Source organism: Paracoccus sp. S4493, assembly GCF_000967735.1.
Taxonomy (GTDB): Bacteria; Pseudomonadota; Alphaproteobacteria; order Rhodobacterales; family Rhodobacteraceae; genus Paracoccus; species Paracoccus marcusii.
Genome location: NZ_JXYF01000002.1, coordinates 1 through 20,216 on the forward strand (window position 1 = coordinate 1; position 20,216 = coordinate 20,216).

Consider the following 20,216-nt stretch of genomic DNA (forward strand, 5'->3'; position numbering starts at 1 on the left):
TGCGACGGGCGCCGCGGTCGCGCCGGCAAGGCGCAACGCCTCGGTCAGATCGACCTTGGGCGCTGCGGCGACAAGGGTCGACGCGGCGGCGGCAGGGCGGGTCACGGGGGGCGGCGATGCCTGCAGCACCAGGCGCTGCGGTTCTGCCTGGGTCGCGGCGGGGCTGGCGGCGACCTGCGCGCGGCGCGTCGTGGCCTGCACTAGCAGGCGCGGAGGCTGCGGACGGACCTCGCGCACGCGGTCGGGGATGCGGGTGAAGCTGCTGTCCAGCAGCTCGGTCATCACCTGGTTGCGATGCGCCGTGGACGTGCCGCCGAAGACGGTGGCGATCAGGCGACGGCTGCCGCGCTGTGCCGAGGCCGTCAGGTTGAAGCCCGCAGCCCGCGTATACCCCGTCTTGATCCCGTCGGCACCGGCATAGGCATCCAGGAAGCGGCGGTTCGTCGACGCGACCTGAGCGATGCCCGCATCGGCCGACCGGCGCGAGAACAGGTTGTAGTACTGGGGGAAGTCGTAGAACAGGTGGCGTCCCAGAACGCTCATGTCATGGGCGGTCGAATAATGCCCCTCGGTCGTCAGGCCATGGGCGTTGCGGAACTGGCTGTTGTTCATGCCAAGCGCCCGCGCCATCTGGGTCATCTGCTGGGTGAAGGCCTGCTCAGAGCCTGCCAGCCCCTCGCCGATGGTGGTCGCGGCATCGTTGGCCGACTTGATCGCGGCGGCGCGCAGAAGATAGCGCAGCTCGATCTGCTGACCGGCGCGCAGGCCCAGCTTGGAGGGGGGCTCGTTCGCGGCCTTGGAGGACACGGTGAATTTCGAATCCAGCCTCACCTGACCGCGTTCGATGGCAGAAAACGCCATGTAGAGCGTCATCATCTTGGTCAGCGAGGCAGGATGCAGTCGCGTATCCGAATTCTGGCGATAGATGGGTTGCCCGGTCCGGGCGTCCATCACATAGGCCGCGAAAGGTGCCGCGGCAGCCGGAAGCCCCAACAGGGCAACGGCCAGGACGGCATGACAAAGCAGCCGGAAGGCATGGGTAAATCGGGTCACTGTCGCTGTCTCTCTGCCTCAAGCGGGCGCGTCGTTTGTCGCACGTCCGTCGTTAATCAACCTATAATAGCACGGCTCTTTTCACCTTGAAACCGGGCAATCGCGCTAATTTTGTCTGCACTGTAGGCGACGCCGTCCGGACCCGGATCGCGGCGCATCCGCGCGGGGGGCTTTCATCCGGGCGCGATTGCGCTATATTTCCGGGGATGGCGACAGCGCCCACCCCCTCGCCTCAGCATTCAGGAACGACCGCAGCCCGATGACGCACTGGATGACCGCACCCGACAATCCCGACGACCAATCCGATCTGGCGGTCAAGCCGCGCGCGAAATCGCAGCGGCCGCCGATGTACAAGGTCCTGTTGCTGAACGACGACTTCACCCCGATGGAGTTCGTCGTTCACGTGCTGGAGCGGCTGTTCCACATGACCCATGCCCAGGCGATCGAGATCATGTTGACCGTGCACCGTCGCGGTCTGGCCGTCGTCGGCGTCTTTTCACACGAGGTGGCCGAGACGAAGGTCGCCCAGGTGATGGAGCTGGCCCGCCGCCAGCAGCATCCCCTGCAATGCACCATGGAAAAAGAGTAGTCGCGTGACCCAATCACGACTGGACCTGGCCTTTCCAGACGGCCATCCCGGGGGTCGGGTGCTGTTCATCGGCGCCACTGCCGCCGATGACCTGTCCCCCCTCGACCCCGCACAGCTGACCATCGTCCAAGGGAACTTTCCCGACCATGACGGACTGACCGCCCGCGGATTCGATGTCCGGACGGAGCCGGAGGGCCGTTTCGACGCGGCCCTCGTCCGCCTGCCGCGCGCCAAGGCCGCCGCACGCGCGCGCCTTGCGCTAGCCGCGGCGCATCTGGCGCCTGGCGCGGCCCTTTGGGTCGATGGGCAGAAGACCAACGGCGTCGATTCCCTGCTGAAGGAACTGCGCGGCCATGCCGAGGTGCGCGATGTCATCAGCAAAGCCCATGGTAAGATCTTTCAGGTGACGCTGCCAGAGGCGGGCCTGCCTGCCGACTGGACCGCGACCGAGCGTCAGGTCGAGCCGGGCTTCGTGACCCTTCCGGGCGTCTTCTCGGCCGACGGGATCGACCCGGGGTCGCGGATGCTGGCCGATAACCTGCCGCCCAAGATGCCCACCCGCGTGGTCGACCTGGGCGCGGGATGGGGCTGGCTGTCCGCGCAGGCGCTGGCCCGACCGGGCATCGCCGAGCTGCACCTGGTCGAGGCCGACCACGCCGCCCTGACCTCGGCCAAGCGCAACGTCACCGATCCGCGGGCACAGTTCCACTGGGCGGACGCGCGCAATTTCACCCTGCGGGAGCCGGTCAACGGCGTCATCATGAACCCCCCGTTCCACGAGGGGCGACAGGCCGACCCGCGGCTTGGGGCCGACTTCATCGCCACCGCCGCGCGCATCCTGACCGGCGCGGGTCGGCTGTGGATGGTGGCCAACCGGCATCTGCCCTACGAATCGGTCCTGGCGCAGCATTTCGGCCAGGTCCATGAGGTCGCGGGCGACACGCGTTTCAAGGTGATCGAGGCGACCGCGGCGGGCAAGGGCACTGCCACGGTCCTGGCCCGGGGGGCACGGCGGTGACGCTGTCGATCCAGGGCAAGACGGCCATCGTCACCGGCGCCGGGCGCGGCGTGGGCCTGGCCATCGCGCGGCACCTGGCCGAACGCGGCGCATCGGTCATGTTCGCGGACGGTGACGAACAGGCGCTGCAATCGGCGGTGTCGGATTATGCCGACGAGGAAAGCCAGGTGCGCCATTTTGTCGGGAACATGTCGGAAAAGCTGGCGATGGCGAACCTGCTGTCGGCCACGCTGGATGCGTTCGACCGCGTCGACATCCTGGTGAACGCCCATCGTTTCGTTCGGGGCAGCGATCCGCTGGACACCGACATGGACGCGCTGGAGGAGATGCTGCGCCAGAACATGCTGGCCAGCCTGCGTCTGTCGCAGATGGTCGCAAAGCGCATGATCCGTCAGGCCGAAGGCGAAGGGCCAAGCGCCCAGACCGGGGCGATCGTCAACATCTCGACCCTGGCGGCGCGGCGGCCGATTCCGTCGATGCTGGGCTATTCCATCGCCTGTGCGGCGCAGGAACAGGCCACGCGCGGGCTGGCGCTGGCCTTGGCGCCGCACCGCATCCGCGTGAACGGTGTCAGCTTCAGCAGTGTCATGTCGCATGAACTGCAATGCGCGCTGAAGGACAACCCCGACCAGCGGGCGCAGATCATTGCAGGCACGCCCCTGGGCCGCATCGCCCCGGCCGAAGAACTGGCCGAAACGGTGCATTACCTGGTCAGCGACGGCGCGCGCTTTGTCACCGGCCAGATCGTCACCGTCGACGGCGGACGCAGCCTGGCCGACCCGGTAACGTCACAGGTGCTTTAGGCTTCCTCGGGATAGGCGGCGCGGCACGCGGCTACGGCGGCATTCGCGCTGCGCGTCAGGGCCGCCTGGCGCGCGACCAGGCCGTCGCGCTTGCGCGTCTCGGCCGCGGGGTCGATGGGCACGCGGAACCGTTCGACATCGACATAATCGCGCCAGCAGCCATAGGTGCTGATCTGCGCCTTGCCCTCGTGGTCGCGGATCACGCGTTCGCATTGCGCGAACCGCGTCCGCACGACTTGGCGTTCGTCCCAGGCATAGCCCCGCGACAGATTGCCCTCGACCTCGGCCAGCAGGCTGCTGACGGTGCGGTATTCGCTGGTGTTCCGGCTGATGCAGCGTTCCTGCGGCGTGCCGCAGGCGGCAAGGGCCAAGACCGGTGCAAGGCAAAGGGCAAGGGCGGTGTTGCGGCGCATGGCGGCTCTCTTTATGGACGCAGGCGATGCTAGTCGCGATGCCTGGGGCTGGCAAATCACGAATGAGGCCCGCCATGGATGAACAACGCCACCGCGCCGCGCTTTGGTTCCGCGAGCTGCGCGACCGCATCACCGCCGCCTTCGAGGCGCTGGAGGACCGCGCTCCGGGCGACGCCCACGCGGGCCGGTTCGAGGTGACGCCCACGGAACGCGCCGACAACGGCGGTGGCGGCATCATGTCGGTGATGCGCGGCGGCCGCGCCTTCGAGAAGGTCGGCGTGAACTGGTCCGAGGTGCATGGCGCCCTGGCCCCCCGCGCCCAGGCCGCGATGGCCGCCCGCGGCGTGCCGGGCATGGAGGATGACCCGCGGTTCTGGGCATCGGGCATCAGCCTGGTCGCGCATATGCGGAACCCGCACGCGCCGGCCGTGCACATGAACACACGCATGTTCTGGACCCCGGGGGCGTGGTGGTTCGGCGGCGGGTCAGACCTGAACCCCTGCATCGAATACGCCGATGACACCGCGCATTTCCACAACACGCTGCGCGATGCCTGCCTGCCGCACGGGGCGGACTACTATGACCGCTTCAAGGCCTGGGCGGACGAGTATTTCTTCATCCCCCATCGCGGGCGGGCGCGGGGCGTCGGCGGCATCTTCTATGACGACCTGAACACCGGGGACTGGGAGGCGGATTTCGCCTTCACCCGCGACGTGGGCGCGGCGTTCCTGCCGGCGTTCCTGCCGCTGGCAGAGGCGCGGATGGCGCAGGCGTTCGACGATGCCGACCGCGACACGCAGCTGATCCATCGGGGTCTCTATGCGGAATACAACTTGGTCTATGACCGCGGCACGAAATTCGGGCTGGAGACCGGCCACAACGCCGACGCCGTCCTGATGAGCCTGCCGCCCTTGGCCAAGTGGGTCTAGGCCCGTCCGCCTACGGGCGGGCGCCTGCCAGGATCACCGCGGCCCCGACGATGCACAGCCCGGCCCCCAGCAGGTCCAGCCTGCCGGGGGTCTGACCCTCGACCAGCCACAGCCATGCCAGCGACGTGGCGATATAGATGCCGCCATAGGCTGCATAGGCGCGCCCCGCGAAATCGACCTGAACACGCGTCAGCGCCCAAGCGAACAGCGCCAGCGCGACCACGCCCGGCACCAGCCACAGCGCCGACCGGTCCAACCGAAGCCAGGCCCAGAAGGCGAAACAGCCCGCGATCTCGGCCATGGCGGCCGCGACATACAGGCCGATCGTGGGGATCACACGTCCAGTTCCTCGACGAAGCGGGCGTTTTCCTGGATGTATTCGAACCGCAGCTCTGGCTTCTTGCCCATCAGGCGTTCGACCAGATCACCGGTCTCGCCGCCTTCATCGTCGTCGATGCTGACGCGGATCAGCTTGCGGGTGGCAGGGTTCATGGTCGTGTCCTTGAGGTCCTTGGCGTCCATCTCTCCCAGACCCTTGAAGCGCTGGACGTCGATCTTGCCGCGGCCGCCCAGGCCCTTGGCGATCATCCGATCCTTTTCGGCGTCGTCGGCCACGTACAGGCGGTGGGCCCCCTGCGTCAGACGGTACAGCGGCGGGCAGGCCAGATACAGGTGCCCCTTGTCGATCATCGGCCGCATTTGCGTGAAAAAGAACGTCATCAGCAGCGACGCGATATGCGCGCCGTCGACATCGGCGTCGGTCATGATGATGACCTTGTCATAGCGCAGGTCATCGACGTTGAAACGCGTGCCCATGTTGACGCCAAGCGCCTGGCACAGGTCGTTGATCTCCTGGTTGGCACCCATCTTGGACGATGCTGCGCCCAGCACGTTCAGGATCTTGCCGCGCAGGGGCAGCAGGGCCTGCTTGGTGCGGTCGCGGGCCATCTTGGCGGAACCGCCGGCGCTGTCGCCCTCGACGATGAACAGTTCCGTCCCGTCGCGGTTGGTGGCGCTGCAATCGACCAGCTTGCCGGGCAGGCGCAGCTTTTTCGTGGCGGTCTTGCGCGCGGTCTCCTTTTCCTGGCGGCGACGCAGGCGCTCCTCGGCGCGCAGCACCAGGAAATCCAGGATCGCTCCCGCGGATTTGGTGTCAGACGCCAACCAGGTGTCGAAATGGTCGCGCACCGCGCCCTCGACCAGGCGCGCAGCCTCGGTCGTGGCCAGGCGGTCCTTGGTCTGGCCCACGAATTCCGGTTCACGGATGAAGCAGCTGACCAGCGCGCAACCGCCGATGATCAGATCCTCACGCGTAATCTGGGCGGCCTTCTTGTTGCTGACCCGCTCGCCATAGCTGCGGATGCCCTTCAGGATCGCGGCCCAGAATCCCATCTCGTGGGTGCCGCCCTCGGGGGTGGGGACGGTGTTGCAATAGGACTGGATGAAGCCGTCGCGCGCGGGCGTCCAGTTGATCGCCCAGTCCACCTTGCCCGGAACGCCGAACTTGGCGTTGAAGTCGATGCTGCCGGAAAACGGGCGGTCGGCATAGGTGCTGGTCCCGGTCAGGGTCTCGGTCAGGTAATCGGCCAGGCCGCCGGGGAAATGGAACGTGGCCTCGCGCGGGGTCTCTCCGTCGTCGATCTCGGTCTTCCAGCGGATCTCGACGCCGCTGAACAGGTAGGCCTTGGATTTTACCATCTTCATCAGCCGCGCGGGCTTGAAGCGGTGATGGCCGAATATCTCCTCGTCGGCGTGGAAGGTCACGGTAGTGCCGCGCCGGTTCGGGGCCGCCCCGATCTTGGCGACCGGCCCCTGCGGGATGCCGCGGGAAAAGCGCTGCTCGAACAGCTCCTTGTTGCGCGCGACCTGCACGACCATCAGGTCGGACAGCGCGTTCACGACCGACGCACCCACGCCGTGCAGACCGCCCGAGGTCTGATAGGTGTCGCCCGAGAACTTGCCCCCCGCATGCAGCGTGCACAGGATCACCTCCAGCGCGGACTTGCCGGGGAACTTGGGGTGCGGGTCGATGGGAATGCCGCGGCCGTTGTCGCGCACGATGACGCTGAAATCTGCCAGCAGCTCGACCTCGATGCGCGTGGCGTGGCCTGCCACGGCCTCGTCCATCGAGTTGTCCAGGATTTCCGCGACCAGGTGATGCAGCGCGCGTTCGTCGGTGCCGCCGATATACATGCCGGGACGCTTGCGCACCGGCTCCAGCCCCTCCAGCACCTCGATCGAGGATGCGGAATAGGCGTCGCTGGCGGCGTTGCCGGAGAGAAGGTCGTCGGCCATGGGGTCGCTCACTGATTTGGATCGCGGCGCTTATCTCATGGCGCGGGGGCGGGCGGCAAGGGGTTGTGTCCCCTGCGCGGCCCGCCCCAAAGGATTGCGCCTATTCCGGCTCCGCCATGCGGGCGGCCCACATCGCCTGGAACGCCGGGCGGTCCTGGCAGGCGGACAGCCAGGCGCGGATCGTGGGAAACCCCTCCATCAGCGCGCCGTGCCCCTGGGCATAGCGGACGATCTCGGCCAGGTTCAGGTCGGCCACGGTGAAACGGCCGCCCACCAGATAGGCATGCGTTGCCAGATGGTCCTCCAGCACCTTCAGCGGCCGGACCAGCCGTTCGGCCGCGTCCGCCACGATCCCCACGTCATCGGCCGATTGCAGCGTGCCGCGGTTGTGCAGCATCAGGATGGTCAGTGCATCGGGCTCGATCGCGGTGGCGCCATAGATCGACCACTGGGTCATCAGCGCGTCTTCGGCATAATCCTGCGGGCCTGCGGGGCCGCCATGCTTGCGCGCCAGATGCAGTGTGATCGCCAGCGATTCGGACAGGACCAGCCCTTCGTCCTCGATCACCGGGATGGCGCCTGCGGGGGACAGGGCCAGGAAATCGGGGCTGCGGGTGTTGGGCGGTGCATCGGGCGCGTCGGCATTGCCGATGCGATAGGCCTGGATGACGGGCACCTGCCGGAAGGGCAGGTCCAGTTCGTGACAAAGCCACACGACACGCGATGCACGCGAGCGGGTGACGCCGTGGATGGTCAGCATGATGGCCCCCGGTTTGGTTTGGCGGCCACCTTGGGACGCGGGCGCGGGCGCTGCAAGCCCCCGTCAGCGGAGGCCCGCGCGGGTGCTGGCGCGGTCGACGGCGTCGATGATCGCCTGCGGATCGCCATGCTGGGGCATGTGGCCCTGATCGGGCAGGATCGTCAGCGCGGCGTTGGGCAGCGCCTCTGCCAGGGGCAGGGCGTGAATGTCGGCAGGCACGATGCTGTCTTGACCGCCATGGATCACCTCGACCGGCATCGTCAGGCGCGGATACTGCGGCGCCATCACGCGAAGATAGGCGCGCAACCCGTTGATCTGCGACGCATTCGCGCGATAGTTGCTGCGCCGCGCGGCCAGCCCCACGCCGATATAGTCGGCGTATCCCGGGGGTACGGGCTGGGGCGCGAAGATGCCCGCCATGATCCGGTTGCCCAGGGACACCGGCGCCAGGGCGGTCAGCAGCGGTGGCCCGACACGGTCGCCCAGGGGCGTCTCCAGGAATGCGTACCATCCGGTCAGCGTGCCGGGCCAGGGCATCGTCGCCCCGGACACGATCACCAGCGCCGCCGTGTCGCCCGGTGCGCGCAGACCCCAGGCCATCGCGACCGCGCCACCATAGCTGTGGCCCAGCACCACGGGTCGGCGCACGCCCAGCTGGTCGGCGGCGGCGCGCAGCAGTTCGGCCTGGGCGATGGGGTTGTCGGTCTGTGCGCCGATCGCGTCCGTCCAGCCCAGCCCCGGCCGGTCGAAGGCCAGGACGCGGTACCGGGTCGCCAGGCGGTCGGCCAGGGAAAAGGTGAAATCGCGGCTGTTCCCGCTGGCCCCGTGCAGCAGGATCAGGTCGGGACCGCTGCCGCGGATGTCGACATGCACGGTGCGGCCCTGCACCTGGATCAGTTGCCCGGTGGGGGGGAATTCGGCCTCGAACGCGGTTTCGCGCGCGGTGGCGCGGGCATCGACGATCCGCCCGCACCCGGTCAGCGCCAAGGCCAGCCCCGCCATCGTGAATGCCCGTCGTTTCATGCCGTCCCCTGTTCCTCTGCATCCAGACACGTCCGAACCCGGCCTGGGGTTGCGGCGCCCGCGTGGTTTTCCGCCGGGCTGGCAAAGCGGTGATTTGCAAGCCGCGCCGCACGCGGGTAACTGGAACCGCCGTCCTTGCCAAGGTGTCCTGCCGATGTCGCCGCGCGTGTCCTGCCTGTCCGCCCTGCTGATCGTCGCGCCGCTTGGTGCGTCGGCCCATCCGCATGTGTTCATCGACGCGGGCCTGTCCTTGCGTCACGACGCGGCGGGGGCGCTGACCCATGTGGGTGTCGAATGGGCCTATGACGAATTCTATTCCCTGCTGATCATCGAGGATCTGGGCCTGGACCCCGATGGCGACGGCGTCCTGACCACCGACGAACAGGCGGCCCTGCAGGGCTTCGACGCGGACTGGGAGCCGGGCTTTGACGGACGGCTGTTTCTGGACGCGGACGGCCGCAGGCTGGCGCTGGACGGCCCGCAGGATTTCGCCGCGCGCTATGAGGACGGGCGGGTGATCTCGGCCCATGTGCGGCCGCTGGCCGAGCCGCTGGACGGGGACCGGCCGCTGACGATCCAGGTCTATGACCCCGAATACTATGTCCAGTTCAGCATCCCCGAACCCCCGGCCATCGCGCGGGACGATTGCGCTGTCGATCTGCGCATGGGCGACCCCTATGCCGCCGCCGATGCCTATGCCCGCGCAGTGGGCGAGGCCCTGGGCGACGGCCAAAGCGCCGAGGAGGCGGACCTGATCACCGTGGACATCGGCGCCACCGGCGCGGATTCGGTACAGGTCCGCTGCGGCCCGGGATCATGAGGCGCGCCGTCGCCCTGACGGGGCTGGTTGTCGCCCTGACGCTGGTGGCGCTGTGGCTGGGCGGCGGTCTGGCCGGGATCGAGCGGTGGGCCACCGACCAGCAGCGCGCCGTCCAGAACGCGATGGCCGGGGCCTTGCGGGCGCTGCGGTCGGGCCAGTCGGGGGCGGTCGCGTCGCTGCTGGGGTTGTGCTTTGCCTATGGCGTCGCCCATGCGGTCGGGCCGGGGCATGGCAAGGTTGTCATCGGCAGCTATGGGTTCGGCGCCCAGGTTCCGCTGGCCCGGCTGGCCGGGCTGTCGGTCGCGTCGTCGCTGGCGCAGGCAGGCACGGCCATAGCCCTGGTCTGGGGCGGCATCACCATCCTGGACCTGGGGCGCCAGACCCTGACCGACCTGTCGGAGGTCGCGATGGTGCAGGCCAGCACGGTCCTGGTCGCGTCGGTCGGCCTGTGGCTGGCATGGCGCGGCCTGTCGATGCTGCGCGCGCAGGCGCGGGCGGATCGCCACCACCATCACCACCACGGCGACGCCTGCGGCTGTGGCCATGCGCATGGCCCCACGCCGCAGCAGGTAGCGCAGACGCGGTCGCTGCGCGACGGGGTGCTGGTCGTGGCGGGCATCGCGCTGCGGCCCTGCACCGGAGCGCTGTTTCTGCTGATCCTGACCTGGCGGATGGGCATCTTCGGGATGGGCATCCTGGGGACGTTGGCGATGGGTCTGGGCACCGCGGTGGTGACGGTCGCGGTCGCCTGCCTGGCGGTCTGGGCGCGACGCGGCAGCTTTGCCCTGATGCCCGAACACGGCCCCTGGGCAGGCGCCGCGCGCTGGCTGCCCGGAACGCTGCAACTGGGCGCAGGGGTGCTGATCGCCGCGATCTCGGTCGCGGTGCTGCTGCCGTGGCTTTGACGCGGGCACCGCGGGGTTAGGCTGACCGGTCTGCCTGCGGCGGCACCAGCCGTGCGATCAGCGCGTCCATTGCCGGGCCCATCGCCGCGCGGCTGGCGAACAGCGTCGCCTGCGACCGTAGGATCGGCGCCTCGTCCAGGATGCGCAGGTTGTTCGCGCGCAGCGTCTCGCCCGACGAGGTGATGTCGGCGATCGCTTCGGCGGTCAGGTTGGCAACCGTGCCCTCGGTCGCGCCCTGGCTGTCGACCAGCTGATAATCCGCGACCTCATGGGCGGACAGCCAGGCGCGGACCAGGCGGTGATATTTCGTGGCGATGCGCAAACGGAATCCATGTTCGGCCCGGAAATCGCGCGCGATGGCGGCGAAATCGTCCAGGTCCGTGCAGTCGCGCCAGCAATCCGGCACGGCCAGGATCAGGTCGGCATGTCCAAACCCCATCGGCGTGACTTCGACCAAGTCGCTTGACCATCCGGCCAGCTTTTCGCGCACCAGGTCGGTGCCGGTCACGCCCAGTTCGATCCGGCCGGCGGCCAGTTCGCGGGGAATCTCTCCGGCCGACAGCAGGACCAGCGACACGCCCTCGACCCCGTCGACCCGGCCCGCATATTCGCGGTCGGACCCGGCCCGCGACAGACGCACGCCGCGGTCGGCGAACCAGTCGAAGGTCTGTTCCATCAGCCGCCCCTTGGACGGCACGCCAAGACGGATCATGCCTGCGCCTCCAGTTCGGCAACAAGGCCGGGGCGGATGATGCCACCCACGGCGGGGATCTCGCGGCCACGGCCCAGCACGCGGGTCAGCGCGTCATAGCGCCCGCCCGACGCCACCGGCGGCCATCCGGCGCGGTCGGCCTGGAACGTGAAGGTGAAGCCGTCGTAATATTCCATCGTGGTGCGCCCGTGGCTGGCGTCGAAGATCACCGTCTGCAGGTCGATGCCGCGCGCGGCGATGGCGTCCAGGCGGTCGCGGATGCGGGCCACCGCCGGCGCGATGGCGGGCATGTCGCGGGCCAGGTCGGCCAGCGTCGACAGCGCCTGCGGCGCCGGGGCGCGCAGGGCGAACAGACGCTCCAGCCGGTCGGTCCAGACCGGGGCCAAGGGCGGCACCGCCACGTCCGACTGCAGACGTGCGATGCGGCGGATCATTTCGTCCTCGGTCCGCATCCCGGCCCAGGACATGGTCACGTCGGGAAACTCCCGTGCGATCGACGGGGCCGAGAACCGCGCCAGCAGGCGCGCGAAGCGGCCCGGCCGCCAGATGTGGTGCAGCAGCGCCACCGAACGCGCCTCGGTCAGGGGCAGGCCGCGCACCGCATCCAGCAGCAGGCCCATGTCGCCCATGCGCGCCTGCAGGCCCAGGGGCGCCAGCGCATCGTGAAACAGCGCAAAGACCTCGGCATCGGCCTGGGGATCGCGGGTGAACAGCTCGAACCCGCATTGCAGGTATTCGTGGTCGCGCGGCGTGGCGGGGCGGGTGTCGCCCGTGTCCTGCTTGCGGAACACCTCTCCCAGATAGCAGTAGCGGGCCGGATCGGCGCCGTTCTGCATGTGCGCCTGGACCACCGGCACGGTGAAGTCGGGGCGCAGCATCATCTCACCACGGATCGGGTCCTGGGTGACATAGGCGCGGGCGCGGATGTCCTCTCCGTACAGGTCCAGAAGGTCGCCCGCGGGCAGCAGGATGTCGGGCGCGATCTCGGTCGCACCGGCGTCGCGGAACCGCGACAGCAGCCGCTGTCCGACCGCCTGCTTGGCCTGCTTCGGGATCATCCGATGATCCTGCGGACTTCGGCAACCAAGTCGGCGCGCGCGACCTCGGTCTGGGCGGGCTGGGATTTCCATTCCTCGACAGAGGCTTCTGCGGCGATCTTCGCGCCCAGGATCAGGTCCTTGACCTGCACGACGCCGCGTTCCGCCTCATCCCCGCCCTGAATGATCGCGACGGGTGCGCCGCGCTTGTCCGCGTATTTCAGCTGGTTGCCAAAGTTCTTGGGGTTGCCCAGATAGACCTCGGCACGAATGCCGGCGGCGCGCAGGTCGGCGGCCATGGACTGGTAATCCGACATGCGGTCGCGGTCCATCACGGTCACGACCACGGGACCGGCGACCTCGGCCCCGGCCAGACCCTTGGCGCGCAAAGCGGCCAGCAGGCGGTCTACTCCGATGCTGACCCCGGTGGCCGGGACCTTCTGCCCGGTGAAACGCTCCACCAGCCCGTCATAGCGGCCGCCGCCCGCGACCGATCCGAACTGCCGCTTGCGGCCCTTTTCGTCAAGAATCTCGAAGGTCAGCTCGGCCTCGAAGACCGGGCCGGTGTAATAGCCCAAGCCCCGGACCACGGCCGGATCGATCACGGCGCGATCCTCGGCCACGCCCATCGCGGCCAGCATCGTGGCGATCTGGCGCAGCTCGTCCACACCCTCGGCGCCGATGGCCGATCCGCCGACGGCGGCCGACAGGTTGTCCAGAGTCGCGGCGTTGTCCGCGCCCTTGGCCTCCAGGAAGGCCAGCACAGGCCCCGCCTGCGCCTCGGACAGGCCCACGCCATCGATGCGCGCGCCGCTGTCGTCCAGGCGACCCGTGGTCAGCAGGGCCAGCACGCCCTCGCGGCCGACCTTGTCGAACTTGTCGATCTGGCGCAGCACATCCTCGGCCTGATCCTCGCGAACCTGGGCCGCCTCCAGGACTCCGTTCAGAACCTTGCGGTTGTTGATCCGCACCAGATAGTCGCCGCGGTCGATGCCCACGGCCTCCAGCGCATCGGCCAGCATGCCGCAGATCTCGGCATCCGCCGCCACCGAGGCTGACCCGACCGTGTCCGCGTCGCATTGATAGAATTGGCGGAACCGACCCGGCCCCGGTTTTTCGTTGCGCCAGACCGGCCCCATCGCAAAGCGGCGGTACGGGCTGGGCAGGTCGTTGCGGTACTGCGCCGCGACGCGCGCCAAGGGCGCCGTCAGATCATAGCGCAGTGCCAGCCAGTCGCCCGCCGTGCCGCCGCCGGGCACCGCCTCCTCCTGCCAGGCAAAGACGCCGGCATTGGGCCGGTCCACGTCGGGCAGGAACTTGCCCAGGGCCTCGACCGTCTCGACGGCGCTCGTCTCCAGCGGATCGAAGCCATGGCGGTGATAGACCTGCGCGATGCGGTCCAGCATGTCGCGCCGTTCGGTCACGTCCTGCCCGAAATAGTCGCGGAACCCCTTGGGCGTCTCGGCCTTGGGACGGGGCTGCTTCTTGTCTTTTGCCATGGTATCAGTCGCCTTTTCGGGCCCATATTCAGGCGCCGCTGTAACGGAAGGTGACGACATGGACAAGCAGCAGGACCGCCTGCATCAGCTGGAGGAGGCCTTGGCCCATCTGACGCGGCTGACGGATGAACTGTCCGAGGTCATCGCCCGACAGGACCGCGACCTTGCCCGCGTCACCCGCCGCCTGGATCAACTGCTGCTGGCCGAGGCCGAGCGTCAGGCCGATGCGGCGGGCAGCGTCGCGCTGGCCGACCAGCGCCCGCCGCATTACTGAGACCGGCCGCTTCTTCTTTGACCAAATACCCTCCGGGGGTCCGGGGGGCGAAGCGCCCCCGGCGGCCGCCCCCCGGCAGGGTCCCGACAAAGCGGCTTTCCCCGCCGTGCCCGATGCGCTAATGCCGGGCTGAAAAGAACTTCGGACAACGAAAAGGATCGCTCATGGCCAATGTTGTGGTTGTCGGAGCCCAGTGGGGCGACGAGGGCAAGGGCAAGATCGTCGACTGGCTTTCGGAACGCGCCGATGTCATCGCGCGCTTTCAGGGCGGTCACAATGCCGGCCACACGCTGGTCATCGGCGACAAGGTCTTCAAGCTCTCGCTGCTGCCCTCGGGGATCGTGCGCGAGAACAAGCTGGCCGTGATCGGCAACGGCGTCGTGCTGGACCCCTGGGCGCTTTTCTCGGAGATCGACAAGCTGGCGGGGCAGGGCGTCGCCATCTCGACCGAGAACCTGATGATCGCAGAGAACACGCCGCTGATCCTGCCGTTGCACCAGGACCTGGACAAGCTGCGCGAGGAGGCCGCCGGCAAGGCCAAGATCGGCACGACCGGCCGCGGCATCGGCCCCGCCTATGAGGACAAGGTCGGCCGCCGCACGATCCGCGTCGCCGACCTGGCCGACGAGGAGACGCTGGACAGCCGTCTGGACCGCCTGCTGGCCCACCATGACGCGCTGCGCGCGGGTCTTGGCGCCACGCCGATCGACCGCGCTGAACTGAAGGCCAAGCTGATGGAGGTGGCGCCCAAGCTGCTGCCCTATGCCCAGCCCGTCTGGAAGATCATGGGCGACGCCCGCAAGGCCGGAAAACGGATCCTGTTCGAGGGCGCGCAGGGATCGCTGCTGGACATCGATTTCGGCACCTATCCCTATGTGACCTCGTCCACGACGACCTCGGGGGCGGCGGCCAGTGGCACGGGCGTGGGGCCGGGCGCGATCGGCTTTGTCCTTGGCATCGTCAAGGCATACACCACCCGCGTGGGCGAAGGTCCGTTCCCGTCGGAACTGGACGACGCCGACGGCCAGCGCCTTGGCGAGCGCGGCCACGAGTTCGGCACCGTCACGGGCCGCAAGCGCCGCTGCGGCTGGTTCGATGCGGTGCTGGTGCGCCAGACCTGCGCGATCAGCGGCGTGAACGGGATCGCGCTGACCAAGCTGGACGTGCTGGACGGGTTCGACACGCTGAAGATCTGCACCGGCTACGAGATCGACGGCGTGACGTATGACTATCTGCCGACGGCGGCCGCGCTGCAGGCCAAGGTACGCCCGATCTATGAGGAGATGGAGGGCTGGCACGAATCGACCGCCGGGGCGCGCAGCTGGGCCGACCTGCCGGCCGCCGCGATCAAGTACGTGCGCCGCGTCGAGGAATTGATCCAGTGCCCCGTGGCGATGCTGTCGACCAGCCCGGAGCGTGACGACACGATCCTGGTGACCGATCCCTTCGCCGACTGATTGCGTCCCGCGACGTGCCGGGGGACATCCTGTCCCCCGGACCCCCTTGGGGCGCGTTCGGGGATACCGAGAAAAGGGCCAGACGACATGGAACTGAAGACCCGCAAGCGGCTATCAATCCTGATCCTGGTGATCGGCATGCCCGCCTATGTCGTCGCGGCGGTGTCGCTGATGAACTGGCTTGACGGGCGGTTCGGCCGCCAGCCGATCTGGATCGAGCTGCTGATCTATGTCGCGCTTGGCGTACTGTGGGCGCTGCCGTTCAAGCGCGTCTTCAGCGGCGTCGGCAAGGGCTGAGGGCGGGAATGGTGGACCAGCCCCGACCGGTCCGCCACCTGCGCGGGGTCACCGTGATCGGCGGCGGCATGGTGACGCCCGCCGATCTGTCGGTGGCGCTGTCGGTCGCGCCCCTGCTGGTCGCCGCGGATGGGGGTGCGGACCGGGCGCTGGCCCTGGGGCACGCGCCGGACTGGGTGATCGGGGACCTGGACAGCATCTCGGACCCGGCGCGGCGGTCGGTTCCGGCCGCCCGCGTGCTGGAGGTAGCCGAGCAGGACAGCACGGATTTCGCCAAATGCCTGGGACGAATCGACGCGCCGCTGGTCATGGCGGTGGGTTTTGCGGGGCTGCGCCTGGACCATACCCTGGCCGCGCTGACGGTGATGGTCCAGCCCGGCGTTCCGCGCGTCGTCATGCTGGCCAGCGATGACGTGATCGTGCTGTGCCCGCCGCGCCTGACCCTGCCGCTGATGCCCGGGACGCGGGTGTCGCTGTACCCGATGGGACCGGCGCGCGGCAGCAGCCAGGGCCTGGAATGGCCCATCGACGGGATCGATTTCGCACCGGGCCAGCGGGTCGGCACCTCGAACCGGGCGACGGGGCTGGTCAGCCTGCGGGTGCAGGGGCCGATGCTGCTGATGCTGCCCCGAGACTGTCTTGGAACGGTACTGACGGCGATGCAGCGCTGAGGGGGCGGTTGTCGTTGCGGCCTGCATGGCTTATCTGAGGGGCGAACCCCCGGAGGCCTGCCATGTCGCTGAACCCGATCCGTCCCTGGCGCAACATCGAGCGCCGCAAGTCGCGCCAGATCATGGTGGGCAAGGTCCCCGTCGGTGGCGATGCCCCGATCAGCGTGCAGACCATGACCAACACCAACGGTCACGACGTCAAGGCGACCCTGGCCCAGGTCATCGCCGCCGCAGATGCTGGCGCCGACATCGTGCGCATCAGCGCCCCGGACCAGGAGACGACGCGCGCGCTGCGCGAGATCTGCCGCGAGAGCCCTGTGCCGATCGTCGCCGACATCCATTTCCACTACAAGCGCGCCATCGAGGCTGCCGAGGCGGGCGCCGCCTGTCTGCGCATCAACCCCGGTAACATCGGGGACGAAAGCCGCGTGCGCGAGGTCATCAAGGCGGCCAAGGACCACGGCTGTTCGATCCGCATCGGCGTGAATGCAGGCAGCCTGGAAAAGCACCTGCTGGAGAAATATGGCGAGCCCTGTCCCGACGCGATGGTCGAGAGCGGGCTGGATCATATCAAGATCCTGCAGGACAACGATTTCCATGAATTCAAGATCAGCGTGAAGGCCAGCGACGTGTTCCTGTCGGCCGCGGCCTATCAGCAGCTGTCCGAGGCGACGGACGCGCCGATCCATCTGGGCATCACCGAGGCGGGCGGTTTCGTCGGCGGCACCGTCAAGTCGGCGGTGGGCCTGGGCAACCTTCTGTGGATGGGGATCGGCGACACGATCCGCGTCAGCCTGTCGGCCGATCCGGTCGAGGAGGTCAAGGTCGGCTTCGAGATCCTGAAATCGCTTGGCCTGCGGACGCGCGGGGTGCAGATCATCAGCTGTCCCAGCTGCGCACGGCAGGGCTTTGACGTGATCCGCACGGTCGAGGCGCTGGAAAAGCGGCTGGAGCACATCAAGACGCCGATGAGCCTGTCGATCATCGGTTGCGTGGTGAACGGACCGGGCGAGGCGCTGATGACCGATCTGGGATTCACCGGTGGCGGGGCCGGGTCGGGCATGGTCTACATGGCCGGCAAGCAGAGCCATAAGCTGTCGAACGACCAGATGGTCGATCACATCGTCCGACTGGTCGAGGAACGGGCCGAGGTCCTGGACGCCGAGGCGCGCGCTGCGGAAGCCGCCGCCGAGTAGGGTTGCGTCCCGCGAGGGCCGGGGGCGCTGGCGCCCCCCGGACCCCCCGCAGGCGCGCCCTGTCAGCCGCCGGTATGGCTCATGTGGCGGGTCATCTGGCCTGCGACGCCTTGGCGGGAATAGTCGAAGTCGTGACCCTTGGGTTTGCGCGCGATGGCCGCGCGGATCGTCTGGCGCAGGGCCTCGTCGTCGGCGCTGGCGCGCAGGGGCGCGCGCAGGTCGGCGTTGTCCTCCTGGCCCAGGCACATGAACAGCTCTCCGGTGCAGGTGACGCGCACGCGGTTGCAGCTTTCGCAGAAATTATGGGTCAGGGGCGTGATGAAGCCGATCTTCTGCCCGGTCTGGGCCAGCCTGACATAACGGGCCGGGCCACCCGTGCGTTCGGCAAGATCCAGCAGCGTAAAGCGTTCGGCCAGCCGGGCGCGCAGGTCGGATAGGGGCCAGTACTGGTCCAGCCGGTCCTCCTCTCCCATCTCGCCCATGGGCATCACCTCGATGAAGGTCAGGTCGTGACCCTCGTCGCCGCACCATTGCACCAGATCGAACAGCTCGCTGTCGTTGACGCCCTTGAGGGCGACGGCGTTGATCTTGACGCGCAGGCCGGCAGCGGTCGCGGCGCAGATCCCCTCCAGCACCTGGGGCAGGCGGCCCCACCGGGTGATCGCCGCGAACTTGTCGGCGTCCAGCGTATCCAGCGACACGTTCACGCGCCGCACGCCGATATCGGCCAGTTCCGCCGCGTGGCGGGCCAGCTGGCTGCCATTGGTGGTCAGGGTCAGCTCGTCAAGGCCGTTCCCCAAGTGACGCGACACGTTGCGGAAAAAGCCCATGATGCCACGACGGACCAAAGGCTCTCCGCCGGTGATGCGCAGCTTGCGCACGCCCAGCCCGATGAAGGCGGTGGACAGGCGGTCAAGCTCCTCCAGCGTCAGGAGGTTGGCCTTGGGCAGGAACTGCATGTGTTCCGCCATGCAATAGACGCATCGGAAATCGCAGCGGTCGGTGACCGACACCCGCAGATAGGTGATGGGGCGGGCAAACGGGTCGATCAGGGGCGGGTGCATGTCCATCCCCCTTATCTAGGCGCGCCGGACTGCGGTCACAAGGCGGGGATTCGTGGGTCGGGTGGTGGACCTTGCCACGCTGGCGTGACTAATCTGCGGCAACGATGATTGAAGGAGACGCCGATGCGCCTGATCCCCCTTGCCGTCCTGGGCCTGTCGCTGGCCGGATGCACCCAGATGGCTGCGACGATGAGCCGGCCCGAAGCGCCCAAGGCGACGGCGGCCCAGACCGCGGCCGCGACGGCCGTGACGCGCGCGCCCAGCCCCCGGCCCGCGGCACGCGCGACACCCGCACAGCTGGACACCACGACGCCCGAACAGCGCGTGGCCGCCGCCCAGGCCCCGGCCACGGCCGAGACGCGGCTTGGCACGACCGTCGGATCGCTTGGCAACCCGTCCGAGGGTGGGTTCTGGATGAAGACGCCCCTGGTCGATGCGCCCGTGCAGGGGCGCATCGTGAACCCCGCTACAGGCAAGTCGGCGCAGGTCGAGTTGCGGCCCCTGTCGGGATCGGGCAGCCAGGTCTCGCTGCCGGCGCTGCAGCTGCTGGGCGTGCCGCTGACCGATCTGCCGACGCTGGAAGTCTACCGCTCCTGATCGCCGTCGGGACGCGGCGCGTCGTCGGATTGCGGCGCGTCCTCGGCCTGGGGTTCAGGCTGCGGTTCGGGCGCGGCCATCGCCTCGTGGGCGCTGAGCCAGACGGCGACGCGGTCCGGGTCGCGCTTTTCCAGGTTGCGCAGCCACAGCTTGGCCGCCTGACGCACGCCGCCGTGACGGTCGGACGCCAGGCGCAGCATCAGCTGCATAACCTTTTCCCGAATCTCCAGATCCTTGGGCTTGGGGTTGTTCATCTTGGCCCAGGGCAGCGTGGCCAGCATCACGCCCCGGCGCAGCCACGGGTTCCGGCTGCCGGCCCATGCCGTGATCTGATCCAGGCGGGTCGGATCGGCGACCACGCGACGCGCGGCGGCGGTCATCACCGCATCGTCGATCTCGGCCCCGTCGATCTGCGGCGCCCAGTCCATGATCGCGGACCAGGCCGCGTCGTCGGGCCGCATGCGGGCCTGCACCAGCAGGCCGGCGGCGGCCAGGCGGGCCTCGTGGACGTCGCTGTCCCACAGCGCCTCGGCCAGCGCGATGCGCGCGTCCAGATCGCGTTCCGCGCGCCATTCGGCGACGACCTCCTCCAGCGCGGCGGGGGTGATGCCCAGGGTCTCTCGTTCACGCTTGTGGCGTGCACTGGCGCGGGCGGCGCGTTCGGGGTCGGCCAGGTCGCGCAGCCGGTCCAGTTCCTGCATGGGATTCTCCAATCCGTGATTGGCCCCCTTCTATGGCGCGGGGGCGCCGGCCTCAAGATGATGGTGGCAGGGGCGCGCCGGGCGGGCTAAAAGGCGCGGCAAA

At 68.6% G+C, this 20,216-nt stretch carries 23 protein-coding genes; 12 read left to right on the plus strand and 11 right to left on the minus strand.

The genetic code is table 11. The annotated features are described in order from the left end of the window. A partial coding sequence (locus TW83_RS00405; protein ID WP_343251959.1) for a D-alanyl-D-alanine carboxypeptidase family protein occupies nt 1-993 on the minus strand: 993 nt, incomplete at its 3' end. Nucleotides 994-1,324: 331 nt separating this feature from the next. On the opposite strand from TW83_RS00405, the gene clpS reads away from it, so the two are divergent. The 3 genes from clpS to TW83_RS00420 are packed head-to-tail and all read left to right on the plus strand — an operon-like array spanning nt 1,325 to nt 3,463. After that, nucleotides 1,325-1,642 carry an ATP-dependent Clp protease adapter ClpS gene (gene clpS, locus TW83_RS00410; protein WP_045980873.1) on the plus strand — a complete coding sequence of 106 codons (318 nt, stop codon included), beginning with the start codon at nt 1,325-1,327 and terminating at the stop codon, nt 1,640-1,642. 4 nt (nt 1,643-1,646) lie between these two features. Then, nucleotides 1,647-2,660 carry a class I SAM-dependent methyltransferase gene (locus tag TW83_RS00415; RefSeq protein WP_045980799.1) on the plus strand — a complete coding sequence of 338 codons (1,014 nt, stop codon included), beginning with the start codon at nt 1,647-1,649 and terminating at the stop codon, nt 2,658-2,660. After that, nucleotides 2,657-3,463, plus strand: a complete 807-nt coding sequence (locus TW83_RS00420) for an SDR family oxidoreductase (protein ID WP_045980800.1) — start codon at nt 2,657-2,659, stop codon at nt 3,461-3,463. The genes TW83_RS00415 and TW83_RS00420 overlap by 4 nt, the downstream gene beginning before the upstream one ends. On the opposite strand, the gene TW83_RS00425 is transcribed toward TW83_RS00420, so the two are convergent. Next, the gene (locus TW83_RS00425; protein WP_045980801.1) at nt 3,460-3,876 is read right to left on the minus strand and encodes a hypothetical protein; all 417 of its coding nucleotides are present in this window, start codon (nt 3,874-3,876) and stop codon (nt 3,460-3,462) included. The genes TW83_RS00420 and TW83_RS00425 overlap by 4 nt on opposite strands. Before the next feature lie 62 nt (nt 3,877-3,938). On the opposite strand from TW83_RS00425, the gene hemF reads away from it, so the two are divergent. Continuing rightward, complete coding sequence (gene hemF / locus TW83_RS00430) at nt 3,939-4,805, plus strand: oxygen-dependent coproporphyrinogen oxidase (protein WP_045980802.1); 867 nt, start codon at nt 3,939-3,941, stop codon at nt 4,803-4,805. 10 nt (nt 4,806-4,815) lie between these two features. On the opposite strand, the gene TW83_RS00435 is transcribed toward hemF, so the two are convergent. The 4 genes from TW83_RS00435 to TW83_RS00450 form a co-directional block, all read right to left on the minus strand. Then, nucleotides 4,816-5,139, minus strand: a complete 324-nt coding sequence (locus TW83_RS00435; RefSeq protein WP_045980874.1) for a YnfA family protein — start codon at nt 5,137-5,139, stop codon at nt 4,816-4,818. Then, nucleotides 5,139-7,100, minus strand: coding sequence for a DNA topoisomerase IV subunit B (parE, locus tag TW83_RS00440; protein ID WP_045980875.1), 1,962 nt, complete (start codon nt 7,098-7,100; stop codon nt 5,139-5,141). The genes TW83_RS00435 and parE overlap by 1 nt, the downstream gene beginning before the upstream one ends. 100 nt (nt 7,101-7,200) lie before the next feature. After that, entirely contained in the window at nt 7,201-7,860 is a 660-nt protein-coding gene (locus TW83_RS00445) for a glutathione S-transferase family protein (RefSeq protein ID WP_045980803.1), read from the minus strand. A gap of 63 nt (nt 7,861-7,923) precedes the next feature. Next, a complete protein-coding gene (locus TW83_RS00450) occupies nt 7,924-8,883 on the minus strand; it encodes an alpha/beta hydrolase (protein ID WP_084697148.1) in 960 nt (319 codons plus the stop codon). 154 nt (nt 8,884-9,037) lie between these two features. Between TW83_RS00450 and TW83_RS00455 the strand changes: the two genes are divergently transcribed. After that, nucleotides 9,038-9,703, plus strand: a complete 666-nt coding sequence (locus TW83_RS00455; protein WP_052714515.1) for a DUF1007 family protein — start codon at nt 9,038-9,040, stop codon at nt 9,701-9,703. Continuing rightward, nucleotides 9,700-10,608 carry a hypothetical protein gene (locus TW83_RS00460; RefSeq protein WP_045980805.1) on the plus strand — a complete coding sequence of 303 codons (909 nt, stop codon included), beginning with the start codon at nt 9,700-9,702 and terminating at the stop codon, nt 10,606-10,608. Before TW83_RS00455 ends, TW83_RS00460 begins: the two co-directional genes overlap by 4 nt. A gap of 16 nt (nt 10,609-10,624) precedes the next feature. On the opposite strand, the gene hisG is transcribed toward TW83_RS00460, so the two are convergent. From hisG to hisS, 3 genes are read right to left on the minus strand one after another with little or no spacing between them, the layout of a single operon-like run. Further along, nucleotides 10,625-11,320, minus strand: coding sequence for an ATP phosphoribosyltransferase (hisG, locus tag TW83_RS00465; protein WP_045980806.1), 696 nt, complete (start codon nt 11,318-11,320; stop codon nt 10,625-10,627). Next, nucleotides 11,317-12,375: an ATP phosphoribosyltransferase regulatory subunit gene (locus tag TW83_RS00470; RefSeq protein ID WP_045980877.1), complete on the minus strand. Its 1,059-nt coding sequence runs from the start codon at nt 12,373-12,375 to the stop codon at nt 11,317-11,319. Before TW83_RS00470 ends, hisG begins: the two co-directional genes overlap by 4 nt. Next, nucleotides 12,375-13,856, minus strand: a complete 1,482-nt coding sequence (gene hisS, locus TW83_RS00475) for a histidine--tRNA ligase (protein ID WP_045980807.1) — start codon at nt 13,854-13,856, stop codon at nt 12,375-12,377. Before hisS ends, TW83_RS00470 begins: the two co-directional genes overlap by 1 nt. A gap of 58 nt (nt 13,857-13,914) precedes the next feature. Here hisS and TW83_RS00480 point away from each other — a divergent pair, with 58 nt between their 5' ends. The 5 genes from TW83_RS00480 (at nt 13,915) to ispG (ending at nt 17,751) form a co-directional block, all read left to right on the plus strand. Next, nucleotides 13,915-14,130, plus strand: coding sequence for a SlyX family protein (locus TW83_RS00480; protein ID WP_045980808.1), 216 nt, complete (start codon nt 13,915-13,917; stop codon nt 14,128-14,130). A 164-nt stretch (nt 14,131-14,294) separates the two neighbouring features. Further along, nucleotides 14,295-15,587 carry an adenylosuccinate synthase gene (locus TW83_RS00485; protein ID WP_045980809.1) on the plus strand — a complete coding sequence of 431 codons (1,293 nt, stop codon included), beginning with the start codon at nt 14,295-14,297 and terminating at the stop codon, nt 15,585-15,587. An 87-nt stretch (nt 15,588-15,674) separates the two neighbouring features. Next, nucleotides 15,675-15,884 carry a DUF2842 domain-containing protein gene (locus TW83_RS00490; RefSeq protein WP_045980810.1) on the plus strand — a complete coding sequence of 70 codons (210 nt, stop codon included), beginning with the start codon at nt 15,675-15,677 and terminating at the stop codon, nt 15,882-15,884. Between the two features lie 11 nt (nt 15,885-15,895). Beyond that, nucleotides 15,896-16,555: a thiamine diphosphokinase gene (locus tag TW83_RS00495; protein ID WP_239441252.1), complete on the plus strand. Its 660-nt coding sequence runs from the start codon at nt 15,896-15,898 to the stop codon at nt 16,553-16,555. A 62-nt stretch (nt 16,556-16,617) separates the two neighbouring features. Next, nucleotides 16,618-17,751, plus strand: coding sequence for a flavodoxin-dependent (E)-4-hydroxy-3-methylbut-2-enyl-diphosphate synthase (gene ispG, locus TW83_RS00500; protein WP_045980812.1), 1,134 nt, complete (start codon nt 16,618-16,620; stop codon nt 17,749-17,751). Nucleotides 17,752-17,813: 62 nt separating this feature from the next. On the opposite strand, the gene moaA is transcribed toward ispG, so the two are convergent. Beyond that, on the minus strand, nt 17,814-18,815 hold the full coding sequence (moaA, locus tag TW83_RS00505; RefSeq protein ID WP_084697158.1) for a GTP 3',8-cyclase MoaA: 1,002 nt from the start codon (nt 18,813-18,815) through the stop codon (nt 17,814-17,816). Between the two features lie 123 nt (nt 18,816-18,938). Here moaA and TW83_RS00510 point away from each other — a divergent pair, with 123 nt between their 5' ends. After that, the gene (locus TW83_RS00510; RefSeq protein WP_045980814.1) at nt 18,939-19,412 is read left to right on the plus strand and encodes a hypothetical protein; all 474 of its coding nucleotides are present in this window, start codon (nt 18,939-18,941) and stop codon (nt 19,410-19,412) included. Here TW83_RS00510 and TW83_RS00515 read toward each other — a convergent pair. Next, on the minus strand, nt 19,400-20,113 hold the full coding sequence (locus tag TW83_RS00515) for a DNA alkylation repair protein (protein ID WP_052714517.1): 714 nt from the start codon (nt 20,111-20,113) through the stop codon (nt 19,400-19,402). The genes TW83_RS00510 and TW83_RS00515 overlap by 13 nt on opposite strands. Nucleotides 20,114-20,216 lie beyond the last annotated feature (103 nt).

Coding starts and splice junctions, on each gene's coding strand:
- clpS (WP_045980873.1), top strand. CDS start 1,325: ATGACCGCACCCGACAATCCCGACGACCAATCCGATCTGGCGGTCAAG.
- TW83_RS00425 (WP_045980801.1), bottom strand. CDS start 3,876: ATGCGCCGCAACACCGCCCTTGCCCTTTGCCTTGCACCGGTCTTGGCC.
- hemF (WP_045980802.1), top strand. CDS start 3,939: ATGAGGCCCGCCATGGATGAACAACGCCACCGCGCCGCGCTTTGGTTC.
- parE (WP_045980875.1), bottom strand. CDS start 7,100: ATGGCCGACGACCTTCTCTCCGGCAACGCCGCCAGCGACGCCTATTCC.
- TW83_RS00445 (WP_045980803.1), bottom strand. CDS start 7,860: ATGCTGACCATCCACGGCGTCACCCGCTCGCGTGCATCGCGTGTCGTG.
- TW83_RS00450 (WP_084697148.1), bottom strand. CDS start 8,883: ATGAAACGACGGGCATTCACGATGGCGGGGCTGGCCTTGGCGCTGACC.
- TW83_RS00455 (WP_052714515.1), top strand. CDS start 9,038: ATGTCGCCGCGCGTGTCCTGCCTGTCCGCCCTGCTGATCGTCGCGCCG.
- TW83_RS00460 (WP_045980805.1), top strand. CDS start 9,700: ATGAGGCGCGCCGTCGCCCTGACGGGGCTGGTTGTCGCCCTGACGCTG.
- hisG (WP_045980806.1), bottom strand. CDS start 11,320: ATGATCCGTCTTGGCGTGCCGTCCAAGGGGCGGCTGATGGAACAGACC.
- hisS (WP_045980807.1), bottom strand. CDS start 13,856: ATGGCAAAAGACAAGAAGCAGCCCCGTCCCAAGGCCGAGACGCCCAAG.
- TW83_RS00480 (WP_045980808.1), top strand. CDS start 13,915: ATGGACAAGCAGCAGGACCGCCTGCATCAGCTGGAGGAGGCCTTGGCC.
- TW83_RS00485 (WP_045980809.1), top strand. CDS start 14,295: ATGGCCAATGTTGTGGTTGTCGGAGCCCAGTGGGGCGACGAGGGCAAG.
- TW83_RS00490 (WP_045980810.1), top strand. CDS start 15,675: ATGGAACTGAAGACCCGCAAGCGGCTATCAATCCTGATCCTGGTGATC.
- ispG (WP_045980812.1), top strand. CDS start 16,618: ATGTCGCTGAACCCGATCCGTCCCTGGCGCAACATCGAGCGCCGCAAG.
- moaA (WP_084697158.1), bottom strand. CDS start 18,815: ATGCACCCGCCCCTGATCGACCCGTTTGCCCGCCCCATCACCTATCTG.
- TW83_RS00510 (WP_045980814.1), top strand. CDS start 18,939: ATGCGCCTGATCCCCCTTGCCGTCCTGGGCCTGTCGCTGGCCGGATGC.
- TW83_RS00515 (WP_052714517.1), bottom strand. CDS start 20,113: ATGCAGGAACTGGACCGGCTGCGCGACCTGGCCGACCCCGAACGCGCC.